Origin of the sequence: Kytococcus sedentarius (genome assembly GCF_041937525.1) — a bacterium.
Classification (GTDB): Bacteria; Actinomycetota; Actinomycetes; order Actinomycetales; family Dermatophilaceae; genus Kytococcus; species Kytococcus sedentarius_A.
This window is the reverse complement of the sequence record NZ_CP169391.1, coordinates 2372838-2389147: the sequence shown is the minus strand read 5'-3', so window position 1 is coordinate 2389147 and position 16310 is coordinate 2372838. Positions and strand designations below refer to the sequence as shown.

The window sequence follows — 16310 nt, the reverse complement described above, 5'->3', positions numbered from 1 at the left end:
CCTGCAGGGGACGTCACGCACACGGGGGAGACATGGGCACCATCGGACGACGATCGCTCCTGACGGGGGTCGCGGCCCTGGGGGTGGGGAGCACGGGCCTGCTGGCCCCTGCCCACGCCTGGGACATCTCGCGCCTGGGGCCCACCACCCTGCGCCCGGGCGATCGGGGCGCCTACGTGCAACGGCTGCAGTGGGCCGTCAACAAGGTGGGCGACGTGACGCCGAAGATCACCCTCGATGGCGTGTACGGCACCCAGACCACCCGCGCGGTGAGGGCCTTCCAGTCGCGGCAGCGCCTGCACGTCGACGGCATCGCCGGCGCCGCCACCAAGCAGCGCCTCGACGCGTTGCTGGACGAGATCTATCCCGACGAGGGCGGGAACGCGCCGGACCTCCTGCAGCCGGTCTCCCGCATCACCCCGGTGCGTGGTGGCAACCCCCTGCGCCCCGGCTGGGCCGGCACCCGGGTGAAGCTGGTGCTGCGCGCGCTGGGGGTGAACCAGGGCGAGCTGAGCCACCGCATGACACCGGCCGCCGTCAGCGCGGTGCGGGCCTTCCAGCGCCGGCGAGGCCTGGCGGCCGATGGCGTGGTGGGGCCGGCCACCTGGAGGGCCTTCGGGTTCAACACCTCCGGCTACCGGCTGGACGGGTGGCAGCAGCAGCCCCGGGTGGGCCTGCAGGCCTCGGTGGCCGCCCGCATCGAGGCGATGATCGCCTTCGCCCGCCAGCAGCGGGGTGCGGACTACACCTGGGGCGGGGCCGGCCCGTACAAGTACGGCTACGACTGCTCCGGCCTGGTGCTGCAGTCGATGTACGCGGCCGGGGTGCAGCCCTCTCCCCTGGACGTCCTCGACCACCAGAGCCCGGGATTCCGCACCACCCAGCAGCTGTACCGGCACTCGCGCCTGCGCCGGGTGCCGCTGCGGAACCGGCGCCGGGGAGACCTCACCTGGTACACCAACGCCGCCGGGGCCATCCAGCACGTGTCCATCTACCTGGGTGACGGATACGTCGTGGACTCGCTGTACTCCGTGCGGGTCCGCCGCGACGGGAGCACGCTCAACGGCTACCGGCGGCTGGGCACGGTGAGCCGCGTCTTCGCCTGAGGCTCAGCCGGCAGCCAGCACCTGCACACCGCCGAGGTACCCCGCGATGAGGGTGCGCGCCATGGTGCCGATGACCTCCGGCGGCGGCAGGAATCGTGCGTCGTGCAGGCCCACCGCCTCGGAGACGTCATGGGGCCGCACGCCCACGAAGGCCATGAGCCCGGGCATGCGGTCGGTGTAGAACGAGAAGTCGTCGGCGCCCATGGAGCGCATCGGCTCGGCGGGGCGCACGCCGGACTCCAGCAGCCACCGGTCGGTGAAGCCCACCAGGGCCTCGTCGTTGGCCAGCACGGGCATGCCGCGGGTGTGGACCACCTCGCAGGTGACCCCGAAGGCCTCCGCGATGCGGGTGGCGTGCAGCCGGATGGCGTCCTGCATGCGCTGCCGGTCCTCGGCGTTCACGGTGCGCAGGGTGCCCAGGATCACCCCGTTGCCGGGCAGCACGTTGTCGGCGGGTGGGCCGGCGGAGAGGTGGCCCACCGTGAGGGTGACCGGGTGCATCGGGTCGATGGTCTTGCGCACCACGTCCTGCAGGCCCAGGGCGGTGGTGGCGGTCGCAGCCATCACGTCGTTGCCGTGGTGGGGGTAGGCGCCGTGGCCGCCGGCGCCGGAGAAGGTCAGGCGGAAGCTGTCCGCGGCGGCGTTCACCACCCCGCCGCCGGTGGCGACGCTGCCCAGCAGCACGTCGGCGTGCACGTGCGCGCCCACCGAGACCCCCACCTGGTGGTCGTCGAGCAGGCCGCTGCTCACCACATCGAATCCGCCGTGGGGGGCGGATTCCTCGCGCGGCTGCAGCAGCGGCACCAGGCCCGCCGGCAGGTCGAGCCCGCGGGCGGCGCGGACGACGGCCACCAGGGCGGCCATGTGCACGTCGTGGCCGCAGGCGTGCATGGCGCCGTTCGTGGAGGCGAAGGGGGCGCCGGTCTGCTCCTCGATGGGGAGTGCGTCCATCTCCGCGCGGAGCATGACGGCCGGTCCGGTCTGGGGGCCGATGCGGCCGATGCGGCCCGTCTCCGCGATGCGCTGCATCGGGATCTCCAGGGCGTCGGCCACGAGGTCGGCGGTGGGCTCCTCGTCGCCGGAGAGGCGGGGGTCGGCGTGGACCTCCTCGCGCACGGTGCGGGCGACCGCGAGCTCGGCGGTCAGGTTGGAGAGCCAGGCCTCGCGCAGTGCGGCGAGGTCCGCGAGAGGAAGGGCAGCCATGGTGCGCAGGATACGTGCGGTGGGTCACCGCATCGGGGGTGCCGGGTCAGAGCGGCAGCGTCGACAGGCCCACGACGGCGGCGGCGATGATGGCGAGCAGGCTGGAGCCGGGCACGTTCCAGGTGGGCTCGCCGTCGCTGATGGTGCGCCACCAGCGCACCGCCACCAGCGCTCCGGCTGCGAGGGCGAAGCCGATGCCGATGGCGCTCACCCAGGCGCCGCCGTCGGTGGCGAGGTCCCACAGGCTGCGGTCGCCGGAGAAGCTGCGGATGATCAGCATGACCAGGGCGGCCTCGAGCCAGATGACCAGCAGCGGCCAGGTGCCCAGCGACCCGATGATCAGGGCCCGCTCGGTGCCGTTGTGCCGCACGGCGAACAGCACCACCTGGATGATCAGGGCCAGGATGGCCAGCAGGATGAGGGCGGACGCGGCGGTGGTCATGCAGGCAGGGTAGGTGGTCGCCGGCGGCGGGCATCAGCGGGCCGTCCCCGGGCGGTCCACCCCCTGCGCCCCTAGGGTGGCTGCATGGCGCTGAAACAGATCATCCTCGTCCGCCACGGCCAGTCCGAGGGCAACATCGCCGCCGAGCTCGCCCAGCGGGAGGGTCTGGAGCGCATCGACGTGCCGGCCCGTGACCCCGATGTGGAGCTGTCCGAGACGGGGCGTGAGCAGGCCGCGGCGGTGGGCCGGTGGCTGTCGGAGCTGCCCGAGCAGGAGCGTCCCGGCATCGTGTGGACGAGCCCCTACCGCCGGGCGCGCCAGACCGGTGAGATCGCCCTGCGGGAGGCGAGCGTGGAGCTGGACTTCCGCATCGACGAGCGGCTGCGCGACCGGGACATGGGCATCACCGACATGCTCACCCGGGCGGGCATCACCAAGGAGTACCCCCAGGAGGCCGAGCGCCGCGACTGGATCGGCAAGTTCTACTACCGGCCCCCCGGGGGTGAGTCGTGGGCCGACGTGGCAGGGCGGGTACGGGCCGTGATGGCGGACCTCGCCGCGGTGGACGCGCACGACATCGCCCTGGTGACGGCGCACGACGTGGTGAACCTGCTGTTCTGCTACGTGGCCGAGGGGCTCGATGAGGACGGCGTGCTGGAGCGCTCCCGGACGAACGGCTTGAAGAACGCCGCCATCTGCCGCATCCGTCGCGATGCGGACGCGCCCACGGGGTGGGTGGTGACGGACTACAACCTGGACGACCACCTGCGGGACGAGGGGGTCGAGGTGACCGACCAACCCGGGGCGTCCGACGAGGTCGGGGGCGGCAGCGACGACACCGAGCGAGAGCGGGGCGACCATGCCTGAGCAGATTCCGGACGCTGCCACGGGCGGCACGGCCACCGATCCCCGGCTGGTCACACCGCACATGCTGCGGGAGTGGCCCCTGCCCGACCCCTCGGGGTCGAAGTACAACCGCGGCCAGGCGGTGGTCGTCGGCGGCGCGCGTGCCACTCCGGGCGCGGTGCTGCTGGCCGGGGTGTCTGCGCTGCGGATGGGTGCGGGCAAGCTGCACCTGGGTGTGGCGCGGACGGTGGCTCCCCACCTGGCGGTCGCCGTGCCGGAGTCGGGGGTGACGGGTCTGGCGGAGTCCTCGTCGGGGTCCGTGACCGGCGAGGGGGCCGGTGCCGCCCTGGAGAAGGAGACCGGAAGGGCCGATGGGGTGCTCGTGGGCCCGGGCCTGGACGACCCCGAAGGCACGGCACGGTTGCTCACGGAGGTGGTGCCCACGGTGGCCGACGGGACACCGGTGGTGCTGGATGCCTTCGGGCTGACGATCCTGCCGGACGTGGACCGGGCCGTGGTGGACACGCTGCGCGGCCGGCTCGTGGCGACGCCCAACCCGGGCGAGCTGGCCCACATCCTCGGCCGGGAGGAGATCGGTGACGACGAGCTGGCGGAGGCGGCCCTGGAGGCAGCAGCGCGCTACGACGCGGTGGTGGGCTGTGCGGACTGGGTGGCCGCCGACGGCAGGGTCTGGCAGGTGACCACCGGGGACACCGGGCTGGGCACCTCGGGCAGCGGTGACGTGGTGGCGGGCGCGGCGCTGGGGCTGCTCAGCCGTGGGGCCGGGCTGGTGCAGGCGCTGGTGTGGGCCAAGTACGTGCACTCCGCGGCCGGCGACAACCTGGCCATGCGCTTCGGCCGGGTGGGCTACCTGGCCGGCGAGCTGCCCAGCGAGCTGCCGCTGGTGCTGCGGACCCTCCGCGGCGACTGAGCGTCGTGGGCGGGTGAGCGTGCGGGGCCGGCGCGCCCCTCAGCCCGCGCCACGGGCGATGGCGCGCCCCGCCACGAAGAACGGCCACAGCACCAGCTCCACCGCCATCTCCACCAACCAGAGCGCCAGCACGATGAGGAAGGGGATCAGCAGCAGCAGCATGATGACCCCCGAGATGGGGTCGTCACCCAGGTTCCACGTACCCCCCAACTCGGTCATGGCCATCAGCAACGTGCCCGTCAACGGCTTCCACGGCAGCCGCCAGAGGGACCTTCTCGAACCAGCCACGCTCACACCTCCCGGCTCAGCCAACCCCGCGGGCGATGGCGCGCCCCGCCACGAAGAACGGCCACAGCACCAGCTCCACCGCCATCTCCAGCAACCAGAGCACCACCAGGACCACAAGCGGGATGAACAGCAGCAGGCTGATGAACTCGGTGATGGGGTTGTCCCCCACCGTGCCCCACTGGAACTCCCACATCAGCTTGATCCAGTCACCGGTCACCGGCCTCCACGGCAACCTCCAGATCGACTGCGACGCAGCCACGCTCACACCTCCAGCGCCCGCACCACCGGCACACCCGGCCGGTAGGGAATGTGCAACCAGCCCGGCGCATCCACCCGCGCCAGGTCCGCCCGCGCCCCCACCCGCAGCGTCCCCACGTCCTCACGCCGCAGCGACAGCGCACCACCCACCGTGGCCGCCTGCAGCGCCTCCGCCGGGGTCATGCCCATCTCCCGCACCGCCATCGCGATCATGAACGGCATCGAGGACGAGTTGCACGTGCCCGGGTTGCAGTCGCTCGCCAGCGCGACGCGCGCCCCCGCATCGATCAGTCGCCGCGCGTCGATGTACGGGTGCTTGGTGGAGAACTCCACCCCCGGCAGCAGCCCCGCCACGGTGCCGCTCGCCCCGTCGGCCCACGACCCGGCGAGCGCCTCCACGTCCGCATCCGACAGGTACGTGCAGTGGTCCACCGACGCCGCCCCCAGCTCCACGGCCAGCTGCGCACCCGGGCCCTCCCCCAGCTGGTTGCCGTGCACCCGCACACCGAGCCCCGCCGCAGCGCCCGCCTCCAGCACCCGACGCGACTCCTCCCCCGTGAAGGCGTACGGGCTGTGCGGCTCGCAGAACACGTCCACCCACCGCGCGTGGGGCGCCACCGCATCGAGCATCTCCCCACACACCAGGTCCACGTAGTCCGCCCGAGAGCCCGCCGGCCCGTCACGGAACTCCGGCGGCACCACGTGCGCACCCAGGTAGGTCACCTCATCGGTCACCTCCCGCAGCCGGCGCGCGGCCTCGGCCTCGCTCGCCACGTCGAGCCCGTAACCGGTCTTCACCTCCACCGTCGTCGTGCCCTGGGCACGCATCTCGGCGATGCGGGTGCGCACCAACCCCGCGACGTCCACCGGGCGCGCCGCCCGCGTGGCCTCGATGGTGGTGGCGATCCCACCGCCGTCGTACGCCTGCCCCGCCATGCGCGCCGCGAACTCCGCCGACCGGTCCCCCGCGAACCACAGGTGGGAGTGGGAGTCCACGAAACCGGGGATCACCGCGCTGCCCTCCACCGAGACGGCCCAGTCGGCCTCGGGCGCGTCCGCGGCCCGCCCGATCCACTGGATGGTGCTCGGCTCGTCCGGCGCCGCGGAGCCCACCACCATCGCCGCGTCACGGATGAGGCCCAGCCCGGCGTGCAGCGCGTCGGCACCCGTGGCGCCGCCCACCGCATCGAGGCTGTCGGGGTGGCTGGGGTCGTTGGTGACGAGTTCAGCGATGTCGGTGATCAGCATGCCCATGCCGGCGAGTCTCTCAGGCGCCTCGCGGCCCGGGATCCTCCTCGGGTGGCGCCCCGCCGTGCTCCACGTGGTCCGCGGAGTGGAAGCGCTGTCGCTGCCGCTGGCCGTGGGTGAGGCTCCGCAGCTCGGTCTCGTCGTCGAAGGAGGTGCCCAGGGCGCCGGCGACCACTCCCATGGCCGCGGAGAACCACGCGATCTTGAGGTAGTTCGGGAAGCCCGCGGGGTAGCCCAGCACGTCGCTCATGAACTCCGGGGCGATCACGATGAGGGAGGCCACCAGGATGAGGAGCGCCAACAGGCCGTACAGGGCCATGACGCACAGGGTGAGCGTCACCCCCGTGGAGAGGTTGTACAGGAAGGTCAGGCCCGGGGAGCGGTCGGCCTCCGGGGGGTCCCAGAGCCGGTTCCGGACCACCAGCCACAGCACCATGGTGGTGACGGCGACCACCGCGGTGAAGATCAGCCGGTAGGCGCTCAGCGCGTCGGACATCTGCCAGATGGAGCTGTAGAAGATGCCGAAGGCACCGGTGGCCATCGCGGCAGCGAAGGCGGTGGACAGCTGGGGCGCGGTGCGCCACGGCTCGTTGCTCACCACCATGCCCAGCACCATGCGCAGCGGCCCGGCCCAAGCGGTGGAGCTCAACGAGTAGCCCCCGTTCTCCCGACGACTCCACCGGGCCCCGCTGAGGTTGCGGGGGTAGCGCACGGCGCGGGACTCGCCACCGGGCACCTCGACGAGACGGACGATGGAGCTGGCCATCACACGCAGGACCCGGTCCGCGCTCATCCACACCCCGAGGGTGGGCAGGGAGACCACACCCACCTGCTGCTCCGGGAACAGACCGGCCACGAGCGGCCGGTTGTCCACGTAACGGGGCATCTCCGTCAGGAGCATGACCGCATCGAGCCCCTCGTGGCGGGAGGCGATCCGCTGGGCGGTCTCGATGTCCAGCGCGTTGGCCTGGTCCACCAGCAGGAGCTGCGACTCCACCTGCACGGAGACCGGTTGCTGGTAGATGCGCTCGAGGGATCGCTCGAGCTTCTCGCGGACCGCCTGCGCGCGGCGGGTGGCCATACCGGGATCTGCGATGACGAGGACGGTGAGCTCGGAGGCGTCGGGGTGGGACACGGGACCTCCTCGGAGGGAACAGGGGCGAGGGGTGAGGTGGGGACTGAGGGTGCGGATCCGGCACCGGGTACGCCGGTCGCGCACCGGTGACCTCCCACCCTCGCCCTGCTGCCCGGCCGACGCACGCCGTGCCCCCGGGACTGTGAGCAGCCACACTGTGGGCATGACCTTCTCCGTGGTGGCCCGGTCCGGTGACAGCTTCGGCGTGGCGGTGGCGAGCAAGTTCCCCGCCGTGGGGGCCCTGGTGCCCGCCGCACGGGTGGGGGTGGGCGCCGCGGCCACGCAGGCGATGGCACGGGTGGCCTACCGGGACGAGCTGCTCGACCTGGTGGCCGAGGGCACGTCTCCCGCCGATGCGGTGGCGCGCGCCACCGCATCGGACCCCGCCTCCTCCCACCGGCAGCTGGGCGTGGTCTCCGCCGCGGGCCAGGCCACGTTCACGGGGGCGGACTGCATTCCGTGGTGCGGTGGGCGCTCCGGAGGCGACGCGGACTCGGGCTACGCCATCCAGGGCAACATCCTGGCCGGTGAGCAGGTGGTGGCCGACATGGAAGCCGCCTGGCACGCGCACGCGGACCTGCCGCTGGCCCGGCGACTGGTGCAGGTGCTGCTGGCCGGTGACGCCGCGGGGGGTGACTCCCGCGGCCGGCAGGGCGCGGCGCTGTACGTGGTGCGCGCCGGCGGCGGGTACGACGCCTACGGGGTGGTGGCCGACCTGCGGGTGGACGACCACCCGCAGGCGCCGTCCGAGCTGGCGCGGCTGGTGGAGGTGGACGAGCTGGTCACCGGGGTGCCCGCCGAGGTGCTGCCGCTGTCCGGGGACGCCGCCGCCGAGGCCCGGTTCGATGAGGTGGCGGTCGGGCTGGCACGGTGGGGCTTCCCGGTGCCCAGCAGCGACCTCGACGGCCTCCACGACGCCCTGGAGCAGTGGGCGGCCGTGGAGAACCTGGAGATGCGCATGACCCGCGAGGGGATCGACCCCCGCGTGCTGGATCACCTGCAGGCGGGGCCCCCGCAGGGGTGACGGCCGGGGGCGGCAGCCACTCCGGCGGGTGAGCTCAGGCGGGGACGACCGGGCGGATGTTCTCGCTCCAGACGCGCGAGGCGACGGTCTCCGAGGTGACCCCGCGGAGGCCGGCCTCGGCCAGCACGTCCAGCGCCCGCGACTGGATGGTGCGCATCACGTACCGGTCGATGGTGGCCTGGTCGAGCCCGGCGTAGAAGTCCGGGTCGCGCCACTCCAGGGCGTCACACAGCACCGCCCCGGAGTTGGCGAGGTAGTCCGGCAGATAGTGCACGCCTCGGTCCTCCACCACGCGCTGCGCCTCCGGCGTGCGGAAGGGCGAGTTGGCAGAGGCCACGATCCAGTCCGCCTGCACCCGGTGCGCGATCTCCTCGGTGACCACCCCGGACAGCGAGCAGAGCACGATCACGTCGAAGCCGGCGGTGAAGAGCTGCTCCTCGTGCACGTACTGCACCCCGAGGGCCTCCACGGCCTCGCGGCGCACGTCGAAGCCGGACACCTCGAAGCCGGCGTTGCGGGCCAGGCGGGCCACCTGACCTCCGACCTTGCCCAGCCCGTGGACAGCCACGCGCGGCCGGGCGCCCGGCTCCAGGGTGGTCATCATGGCGGCGAAGACCCCGCTGCCGGTGGAGGTGGAGGTGTCCACCGCCGGGTTGCCCAGGGAGTCCAGCACGCAGTTGTGGCGCGCTGCCACCTCGCGCATGTCCGCACTGGTGGTGTTCAGGTCGCACCCGGTGTACAACGCGCCGTCGTGGCGACGCAGGACGTCAGCGATGGCCTCGTGCACCAGGCTGCGGTCCGCGAGGTCCAGCGGACCGTCGATCACGAGCTTGGTGCCCACGAAACCGGTGTCGTACATCGCGTGCTTGCGGGTCATGCACTGCGCCAGCACCAGGACCTCGGCCTCGGCCTGCTCGGTGGAGCCGTACTGCAGCCACCGCGTGCCGCCGTTGCCCGGCAGCTCCCGGCTGGCGCGGGTCTCGTGCGCCACCGTCAGCGTGTGCTGGTCGGTGAAGCGGTAGGTGGAGACGGTGTACTCGCCGTACTCCTGCGTGCTCACAAGATGATTCATTCCCGCGCACTCCTCTGGCTGGAAGATCTCCCGAAGATGGCGCTCGTGGCAGAACATCTTCCTGTTTCGCACACCGTGACACGCGGGAGGGTGGGTGTCAATGGATCTCGCCGAAGACCTCCTGCAGGGCCTGCACCACCGTCCGGACACTCGCCCGCCGCGCCTGCGCCTCGGTGGTGAGTGCCACGATCGAGCGGCTCCCCGCCCGGGGCGCCGCCCGCACGTCGAGCTCCCGGGGGTGCACGCGCAGCATCAGCGGGTTCACCAGGGCACGCCCCACCCCGGCCTCCACCAGCGCCACCATCAGCGCTGTGTCGGTCACCACGTGCGCCACGTCCTGGTCCTCCCCCGCCCGCCGCAGGGCGGCCTGCACCGCGAGCCCGAAGGACTCGCTGGTGGGGGGCGCGATCCAGGTGGTGGCCCCACCGGGCTCCGCCGACCGGGCCTCCACGAAGGGCTCGGTGAGCAGCTCCACCGCGACCACCCCGGGCGGCAGCTGCACCGGCACCAGCTCGTAGTGCACGGACAGCGCCACGTCCACCACCCCGTTGCGCACCGCATCGACCCCCTGCTCCACGTCCACCTCCTCGAAGACGAGGTCCACCGGCGGGTCCGCCGCCGCGGCCCGGCGCAGGGCCGGCCGGCAGGCCACCGATCCCGCCGTCTCGAAGATGCCCACCCGCACCGTCGCCCGCCCGGAGTGCAGCTCGGTGAGCGCCCTGCGCGCGGCCGCGTCCTCCCGCAGCAGCCGACGGGCGTACGGGAGGAAACCGTGCCCCGCATCGGACAGCACCACCCCACGCCCGTCACGGATGAAGAGCTCGGCCCCCACACTCCGGGACAGTGCGGCCATCTGCTGCGAGACGGCCCCCGGGGTGTACCCCCGCTCCACCGAGGCGGCGTACATGCTGCCGGCGTCGGCCACCGCGCAGAAGGTCTGCAGCTGCGTCAGGGTCCAGGACACGATGACTCCTCAGGTCTGCTCACCAATCACATGCAGTTCTTGTCGCTTGTGCTGATGATATGACGCACATCACGGTGGCCCCAAGACATCCGCGATCCAGGAGGCACCACCGTGTCCGTGGCACAGCACGAGCTCCGAGCAGCCTTCGCTGCCCACATGTCCCGCATGTACGGACAGGAGGTGCCGGCCTACACGACGCTCGTCGAGGTCTCCGAGTCCGTGAACCGCGACCACCTGGAGCAGCTGGGCGACGCCGCCGAGCGCCTGGGCTCCATCGAGCGCGTCACCGCCGAGCGCCACGGCGCCATCCGGGTGGGCACCCCCGAGGAGCTCGGCCACGTGGCCCGCGTCTTCGCCGCGTTCGGCATGGAGCCGGTGGGCTTCTACGACCTGCGCGACTCCGCCTCCGCGGTGCCCGTGGTCTCCACCGCCTTCCGCCCCATCGACCGCGACGAGCTGGCCCGCAACCCCTTCCGCGTCTTCACCTCGATGCTGGTGGCCGAGGACCCCCGCTTCTTCGACGCCGACCTGCGCCGCGACCTCGCCGAGTTCCTGGCCTCCCGTCGCCTGTTCGACGACGAGCTGCTGGAGCTGGCCGACCGCGCCGCGCGCGAGAAGGGCCTGCCGCAGGCCGAGGCCGACGAGCTGGTGGCCCGCGCCACCGCCGTCTTCGAGCTCTCCGACGAGCCGGTGGACGCCGCGTGGTACCGCCGCCTGGAGGAGGTCTCCTCGGTGGCCGCCGACATCGGTGGCGTGCCCACCACCCACATCAACCACCTCACGCCGCGCGTCCTCGACATCGAGGAGCTGTACCGCCGCATGGAGGCCCGCGGCATCGAGATGATCGACGAGATCCAGGGCCCGCCGTCCTGGGAGGGCCCGGACGTGCTGCTGCGCCAGACCTCCTTCCGCGCCCTGGACGAGAAGCGCGCCTTCCGCCAGGCCGACGGCTCCGTGGGCGAGGGCACGCTGCGGGTGCGCTTCGGCGAGGTGGAGCAGCGCGGCATCGCCCTCACCGAGAAGGGCCGCGAGATCTACGACTCGATGCTCGCCGAGATCGACGAGATCCTCCAGCGCGATGGGGGTGAGCGTCCCACCGTGGCGCGCACGGTCTGGGCCGAGCACCTGCCCGCCGACGAGCTGGGCCTTGCCGAGGCCGAGCTGGCCTACTTCACCTACGAGCTGGCCCCGGGCACCACCGAGATCCCCGAGGGCAAGCGCGCCCCCGAGCTCGTGGCCTCCGGCCACCTGGTGGCCACCCCGGTGGTCTACGAGGACTTCCTGCCGCGCTCGGCCGCGGGCATCTTCCAGTCCAACCTCACCTCGGCAGGCAGCAAGGACGAGGCCCAGGCGGGCGTCGACTTCGACATGGCACGCCTCGCGGAGATCTGCGGCGTGCGCATCCACGACCCCTACGCCCTGTACGCCGCGGAGCAGCAGGACTCCCTCGATGCCGTCGAGCGCGCCACCGGCGTGGCCGTGCGGCCCTGAGCCCCGACACTGATCCAGACAACCCAGCACGCAACCAAGCACCCGATGTCCCAGGAGGGAACCGGAATGACCCACCCCATCCACGACCAGGTCCGCGCAGCGCTCGAGGCGTGCGGCGTGACCGTGCCCGAGGGCAGCGACCTGCACGCCCGCACCCCCATCACCGGCGAGCAGCTGATGGGCCTGCGCGCCACCACCGACGCCGAGTACGAGACCGCGGTGACCACCGCCACCGAGGCGTTCAGCACCTGGCGCGACACCCCCGCCCCGGTCCGCGGCAACCTCGTGCGCCGATGGGGTGAGCTCCTCACCGAGCACAAGGACGACCTCGCCGTCCTGGTGACCGCCGAGGCCGGGAAGATCCCGTCCGAGGCCGCCGGCGAGGTGCAGGAGATGATCGACATCTGCGAGCTCGCGGTGGGCCTCTCCCGCCAGCTGTTCGGCCGCACCATGCCCTCGGAGCGCCCCGGTCACCGCATGATGGAGACCTGGCACCCGCTGGGCCCCTGCGGCATCATCACCGCCTTCAACTTCCCGGTGGCCCCGTATGCGTGGAACACCGCCGTGGCCCTGGTCTGCGGCAACACCATCGTGTGGAAGCCGTCGGAGGCCACCATCCTGTCCGCGCTGGCCACCGACGCCCTGCTGGGCCGCGCCGCGAAGGACGTGGGCGCCCCCGAGGGCCTGCACCACGTGGTCATCGGCGAGCGTGCGCTGGGCGAGAAGATGTCCGATGACGAGCGCCTCCCCCTGATCTCGGCGACCGGCTCCACCCGCATGGGCGCGGAGGTCGGCCCGCGCGTGGCGGCCCGCTTCGGCCGCACCGTGCTGGAGCTCGGCGGCAACAACGCCGCCATCGTGGCCCCCTCGGCCGACCTGGACCTCGCGCTGCGCGGCGTGGCCTTCTCCGCGGTGGGCACCGCGGGGCAGCGCTGCACCACGATGCGCCGCCTCATCGTGCACGAGGACATCGCCGAGGAGTTCACCGAGCGCCTGGTGCGCGCCTACGGCACCCTCAGCATCGGCGACCCGAGCACCGGGGAGAACCTGGTGGGCCCGCTGGTGCACTCCGGTGCCTACGAGGGCATGACCGCCGCCCTGGAGGCCGCGAAGGCCGACGGTGGCGAGGTGCTCTGCGGCGGCGAGCGCGTGCAGGCCGAGGAGTTCCCGGAGGCCTACTACGTGCAGCCGGCGATCGTGCGGATGCCCGGGCAGACCGAGATCGTCCGCACCGAGACCTTCGCCCCCATCCTCTACGTGCTCACCTACCGCGAGCTCGATGAGGCGATCGCCCTGCAGAACGGCGTGAACCAGGGCCTGTCCTCGGCCATCTTCACCACCGACGTGCGCGAGGCCGAGCGGTTCGTCTCCGACGCGGGCTCGGACTGCGGCATCGCCAACGTGAACATCGGCACCTCCGGTGCGGAGATCGGTGGCGCCTTCGGTGGCGAGAAGCACACCGGTGGTGGCCGCGAGTCCGGCTCCGACGCGTGGCGCGCGTACATGCGCCGCGCCACCAACACCGTCAACTACTCGAACGAGCTCCCCCTGGCCCAGGGCGTCGAGTTCATCTGATCCCGCCACCACCCGCGGACGACCGGTAGGAGCATCGCGTGTTCGACCTCATGGACGAGTGGGGACCCGAGAAGGTCGTCACCGTCAACCACCAGCGCAGCGGCATGCGGGGCGTGCTCGTCATCGACAACACGTCCCGCGGCCCGGGCAAGGGCGGCACCCGCATGCGGCCCGACCTCACCGTGGGTGAGGTGGCCTCCCTGGCCCGGGTGATGACCTGGAAGTGGGCCGCCGTCGACCTGTACCAGGGCGGCGCGAAGGCCGGCATCCGGTTCGACCCGGCCTCCCCCCACAAGGAGGAGGCGCTGCGGGCGTTCGCGCGGATGCTCTCGAACGAGGTGCCGCGCGAGTACGTCTTCGGCCTGGACATGGGGTTGAACGAGGCGGACGCGGCGATCCTCTGCGACGAGCTCGGTGACCGGGGTGCCGCCACCGGCACCCCGGCCGCCCTCGGCGGCGTGGCCTACGACGCGCTCGGCATCACCGGGCACGGCGTGGCCGAGTCCGTGGACGCCGCCATGGAGCACTGCGGGCTGGACGACCGACGCGTGGTGGTGCAGGGCTTCGGTGCGGTGGGGCACGCCACGGTGCGCCGGCTCGACGAGCTGGGTTACCGCATCGTGGCCGTGTCCACCGCCCAGGGCGCGCTCCACGCGCCCGACGGCCTGGACGTCACCGAGCTGCTCCGCCTGCGCGCCGAGCACGGCGACGCGCTGGTGGAGCACGCCACCGGGACCCGCCTGCCGGCGGGGGCCGAGCTGACGCTCGACACGGGCGTGCTCGTGCCCGCCGCGCAGCAGGGCGTGATCGATGCGGGCGTGGCCGGCCAGGTGCGCGCCCGCCTCGTGGTGGAGGGGGCCAACCTCCCCACCGACGCCGCGGCCCAGCAGGTGCTGGCCGAGCGCGGCGTGACCGTGGTGCCCGACTTCATCGCCAACGCCGGCGGCATCATCGCCGCTGCGTTCGGCATGCGGGACCGCTACTCCCCCTTTGGCGTGCAGACCGCCGAGATCGTGCCCACCGTCACCGAACGGATGCGGACCAACACGCTCACCGTGCTGCAGTCCGCTGCCGAGCACGGTGGCACCTCGCACGAGGCCGCCGGCCAGCTGGCCCGCGACCGCGTGCGCCGCGCCATGGAGCTGCGCGGCCAGCGACCCACCCCCGAGAGGATGGCCCTGTGATGCTCACCCAGACCGAGAAGTCCGGCATCGACGCAGCGATCGAGTCGTGGTTCGGCCCGTTCGTGGAGTGGCTGTCCGGCCTGGTGTTCGCCACCTTCCCGCTCGGCAGCGCCGAGATGCCCTTCCTCATCGTCTGGCTCCTGCTGGGCGGCGTGGTGCTGAGCGCCCTCATCGGGCCCCAGATGCTGTACGGCCTGCGGCAGGTGCCCGGCATCGTCAAGGGGCGGTTCAACCGGCGCACCGACCCCGGTGAGATCACCAGCTACCAGGCCCTGGCCACCGAGCTCTCCGGCACCGTCGGCCTGGGCAACGTGGCCGGTGTGGCCGTGGCCATCACCGTCGGTGGTCCCGGTGCCACCCTGTGGATCATCCTGGCCGGCTTCCTGGGCATGTCCATCAAGGCCGCCGAGGCCACGCTGGGTGCCAAGTACCGGCGCATCAACGACGACGGCACCGTCTCCGGCGGCCCCATGTACTACCTGGAGCAGGGCCTGGCGGAGAAGGGCATGCGCCCGCTGGGCGTCTTCCTCGCCGGGTTCTACGCCTTCGCGATGATGATCGGTGCCCTGGGCGCCGGCAACATCTTCCAGGCCAACCAGGTGGCCGTGCAGCTGACCAACCTGACCGGCGGCGACGACAGCGCCCTGGCCGGTCGCGGCTGGATGGTGGGGCTGGCCCTCGCCGTGCTGGCCGCGGTGGTGATCTTCGGCGGCATCCGCTCCATCGCCCGGTGGACCTCCCGCCTGACGCCCATCATGGCGATCCTCTACGTGAGCTGCGTGCTGGTGATCCTGGGCGCCAACCTCGGCTCCCTGCCCACGGCCGTCTCCGCCATCTTCGAGGGTGCGTTCACCGGCGAGGGCGTGCAGGGCGGCGTGGTCGGCGTGGCCATCATCGGGGTGCAGCGCGCACTGTTCTCCAACGCCGCCGGTGTGGGTTCGGCCGCCATCGCGCACTCCCCGGTGCGCACCCGCCGCCCCGCCCAGGAGGGCCTGGTGGCCTCGCTGGAGCCCTTCATCGACTCGGTGATCATCTGCACCATGACGGCGCTGGCCATCGTCGTGACCGGCCTGCACACCTCATCGGAGGCCGATGGGGTGGCGCTCACCTCCGAGGCGTTCGCCACCGTGCACGGCCTGTTCCCCTGGCTGCTGACCGCCATCGTGCTGCTGCTGGCCTTCTCCACCCTGCTGAGCTACTCGTACTACGGCAAGAAGTCCGCCGGGTACCTGTTCGGCAACAGCCGGGCCGTGGAGCTGGCCTACGACGCACTGTGGATCGTGATGATCGTGGTGGGTGCCGCCGTCTCGCTGGACACGGTGGTCGGCTTCTCCGACGCCATGTTCTTCCTGGTGACCCTGCCCAACTTCATCGGTCTCTACCTGCTCTCCGGCGTGCTCCGCCGCGAGCTCAGCACCCACACCCGCGACTACGCCCGCGGCGAGATCCCCGAGGTGCCGGAGGCCGAGCGGAGTCTGCCCACCCAGGGGAGCACGGTCAGCTGACCGGGGCACCCCGCATCGAGCCGGGGCGTCCGTCCCCC

At 72.5% G+C, this 16310-nt stretch carries 16 protein-coding genes; 8 read left to right on the top strand and 8 right to left on the bottom strand.

Annotated features, from left to right (window positions below; genetic code table 11):
- The first annotated feature begins 32 nt into the window (after window positions 1-32).
- A complete protein-coding gene (locus ACEY2A_RS11230; RefSeq protein ID WP_374928664.1) occupies window positions 33-1106 on the top strand; it encodes a peptidoglycan-binding protein in 1074 nt (357 codons plus the stop codon).
- 3 nt (window positions 1107-1109) lie between these two features.
- Here ACEY2A_RS11230 and ACEY2A_RS11225 read toward each other — a convergent pair whose 3' ends face one another.
- Window positions 1110-2309: a M20 family metallopeptidase gene (locus ACEY2A_RS11225; protein ID WP_374928663.1), complete on the bottom strand. Its 1200-nt coding sequence runs from the start codon at window positions 2307-2309 to the stop codon at window positions 1110-1112.
- Between the two features lie 46 nt (window positions 2310-2355).
- Window positions 2356-2751, bottom strand: coding sequence for a hypothetical protein (locus tag ACEY2A_RS11220; RefSeq protein ID WP_374928662.1), 396 nt, complete (start codon window positions 2749-2751; stop codon window positions 2356-2358).
- Window positions 2752-2835: 84 nt separating this feature from the next.
- On the opposite strand from ACEY2A_RS11220, the gene ACEY2A_RS11215 reads away from it, so the two are divergent.
- Window positions 2836-3618, top strand: a complete 783-nt coding sequence (locus tag ACEY2A_RS11215) for a histidine phosphatase family protein (protein WP_374928661.1) — start codon at window positions 2836-2838, stop codon at window positions 3616-3618.
- The gene (locus tag ACEY2A_RS11210) at window positions 3611-4528 is read left to right on the top strand and encodes an NAD(P)H-hydrate dehydratase (RefSeq protein WP_374928660.1); all 918 of its coding nucleotides are present in this window, start codon (window positions 3611-3613) and stop codon (window positions 4526-4528) included. The genes ACEY2A_RS11215 and ACEY2A_RS11210 overlap by 8 nt, the downstream gene beginning before the upstream one ends.
- A gap of 39 nt (window positions 4529-4567) precedes the next feature.
- Here the strand turns inward: ACEY2A_RS11210 and ACEY2A_RS11205 are convergent, their stop codons facing one another.
- From ACEY2A_RS11205 to ACEY2A_RS11190, 4 genes are all read right to left on the bottom strand, one after another.
- Window positions 4568-4747 (bottom strand): hypothetical protein, encoded by a 180-nt coding sequence (locus ACEY2A_RS11205; protein ID WP_374928659.1) that lies wholly within the window; start codon window positions 4745-4747, stop codon window positions 4568-4570.
- Between the two features lie 85 nt (window positions 4748-4832).
- Window positions 4833-5075: a hypothetical protein gene (locus tag ACEY2A_RS11200; RefSeq protein ID WP_374928658.1), complete on the bottom strand. Its 243-nt coding sequence runs from the start codon at window positions 5073-5075 to the stop codon at window positions 4833-4835.
- Window positions 5076-5077: 2 nt separating this feature from the next.
- Window positions 5078-6328 (bottom strand): imidazolonepropionase, encoded by a 1251-nt coding sequence (gene hutI, locus ACEY2A_RS11195; RefSeq protein ID WP_374928657.1) that lies wholly within the window; start codon window positions 6326-6328, stop codon window positions 5078-5080.
- Between the two features lie 13 nt (window positions 6329-6341).
- A complete protein-coding gene (locus ACEY2A_RS11190; protein WP_374928656.1) occupies window positions 6342-7457 on the bottom strand; it encodes a hypothetical protein in 1116 nt (371 codons plus the stop codon).
- A 163-nt stretch (window positions 7458-7620) separates the two neighbouring features.
- On the opposite strand from ACEY2A_RS11190, the gene ACEY2A_RS11185 reads away from it, so the two are divergent.
- Entirely contained in the window at window positions 7621-8481 is an 861-nt protein-coding gene (locus ACEY2A_RS11185; RefSeq protein WP_374928655.1) for a DUF1028 domain-containing protein, read from the top strand.
- A gap of 34 nt (window positions 8482-8515) precedes the next feature.
- Here the strand turns inward: ACEY2A_RS11185 and ACEY2A_RS11180 are convergent, their stop codons facing one another.
- On the bottom strand, window positions 8516-9541 hold the full coding sequence (locus ACEY2A_RS11180; RefSeq protein WP_374928654.1) for an NAD(P)-binding domain-containing protein: 1026 nt from the start codon (window positions 9539-9541) through the stop codon (window positions 8516-8518).
- A gap of 109 nt (window positions 9542-9650) precedes the next feature.
- Entirely contained in the window at window positions 9651-10517 is an 867-nt protein-coding gene (locus ACEY2A_RS11175) for a LysR family transcriptional regulator (protein WP_374928653.1), read from the bottom strand.
- 111 nt (window positions 10518-10628) lie between these two features.
- On the opposite strand from ACEY2A_RS11175, the gene ACEY2A_RS11170 reads away from it, so the two are divergent.
- The 4 genes from ACEY2A_RS11170 to ACEY2A_RS11155 all read left to right on the top strand — a co-directional run bounded on the left by ACEY2A_RS11170 (window position 10629) and on the right by ACEY2A_RS11155 (window position 16272).
- On the top strand, window positions 10629-12008 hold the full coding sequence (locus ACEY2A_RS11170; RefSeq protein WP_374928652.1) for a 2-oxoadipate dioxygenase/decarboxylase family protein: 1380 nt from the start codon (window positions 10629-10631) through the stop codon (window positions 12006-12008).
- Between the two features lie 66 nt (window positions 12009-12074).
- The gene (locus tag ACEY2A_RS11165) at window positions 12075-13583 is read left to right on the top strand and encodes an aldehyde dehydrogenase family protein (protein ID WP_374928651.1); all 1509 of its coding nucleotides are present in this window, start codon (window positions 12075-12077) and stop codon (window positions 13581-13583) included.
- 38 nt (window positions 13584-13621) lie between these two features.
- Window positions 13622-14767: a Glu/Leu/Phe/Val dehydrogenase gene (locus ACEY2A_RS11160; RefSeq protein WP_374928650.1), complete on the top strand. Its 1146-nt coding sequence runs from the start codon at window positions 13622-13624 to the stop codon at window positions 14765-14767.
- The gene (locus ACEY2A_RS11155) at window positions 14767-16272 is read left to right on the top strand and encodes an alanine/glycine:cation symporter family protein (RefSeq protein WP_374928649.1); all 1506 of its coding nucleotides are present in this window, start codon (window positions 14767-14769) and stop codon (window positions 16270-16272) included. Before ACEY2A_RS11160 ends, ACEY2A_RS11155 begins: the two co-directional genes overlap by 1 nt.
- Window positions 16273-16310 lie beyond the last annotated feature (38 nt).

Excerpts from the sequence above, each read along its gene's own strand:
- ACEY2A_RS11225 (WP_374928663.1), bottom strand. The coding sequence starts at position 2,309 with ATGGCTGCCCTTCCTCTCGCGGACCTCGCCGCACTGCGCGAGGCCTGG.
- ACEY2A_RS11220 (WP_374928662.1), bottom strand. The coding sequence starts at position 2,751 with ATGACCACCGCCGCGTCCGCCCTCATCCTGCTGGCCATCCTGGCCCTG.
- ACEY2A_RS11205 (WP_374928659.1), bottom strand. The coding sequence starts at position 4,747 with ATGACCGAGTTGGGGGGTACGTGGAACCTGGGTGACGACCCCATCTCG.
- ACEY2A_RS11155 (WP_374928649.1), top strand. The coding sequence starts at position 14,767 with ATGCTCACCCAGACCGAGAAGTCCGGCATCGACGCAGCGATCGAGTCG.
- ACEY2A_RS11185 (WP_374928655.1), top strand. The coding sequence starts at position 7,621 with ATGACCTTCTCCGTGGTGGCCCGGTCCGGTGACAGCTTCGGCGTGGCG.
- ACEY2A_RS11210 (WP_374928660.1), top strand. The coding sequence starts at position 3,611 with ATGCCTGAGCAGATTCCGGACGCTGCCACGGGCGGCACGGCCACCGAT.
- ACEY2A_RS11165 (WP_374928651.1), top strand. The coding sequence starts at position 12,075 with ATGACCCACCCCATCCACGACCAGGTCCGCGCAGCGCTCGAGGCGTGC.
- hutI (WP_374928657.1), bottom strand. The coding sequence starts at position 6,328 with ATGGGCATGCTGATCACCGACATCGCTGAACTCGTCACCAACGACCCC.
- ACEY2A_RS11215 (WP_374928661.1), top strand. The coding sequence starts at position 2,836 with ATGGCGCTGAAACAGATCATCCTCGTCCGCCACGGCCAGTCCGAGGGC.
- ACEY2A_RS11230 (WP_374928664.1), top strand. The coding sequence starts at position 33 with ATGGGCACCATCGGACGACGATCGCTCCTGACGGGGGTCGCGGCCCTG.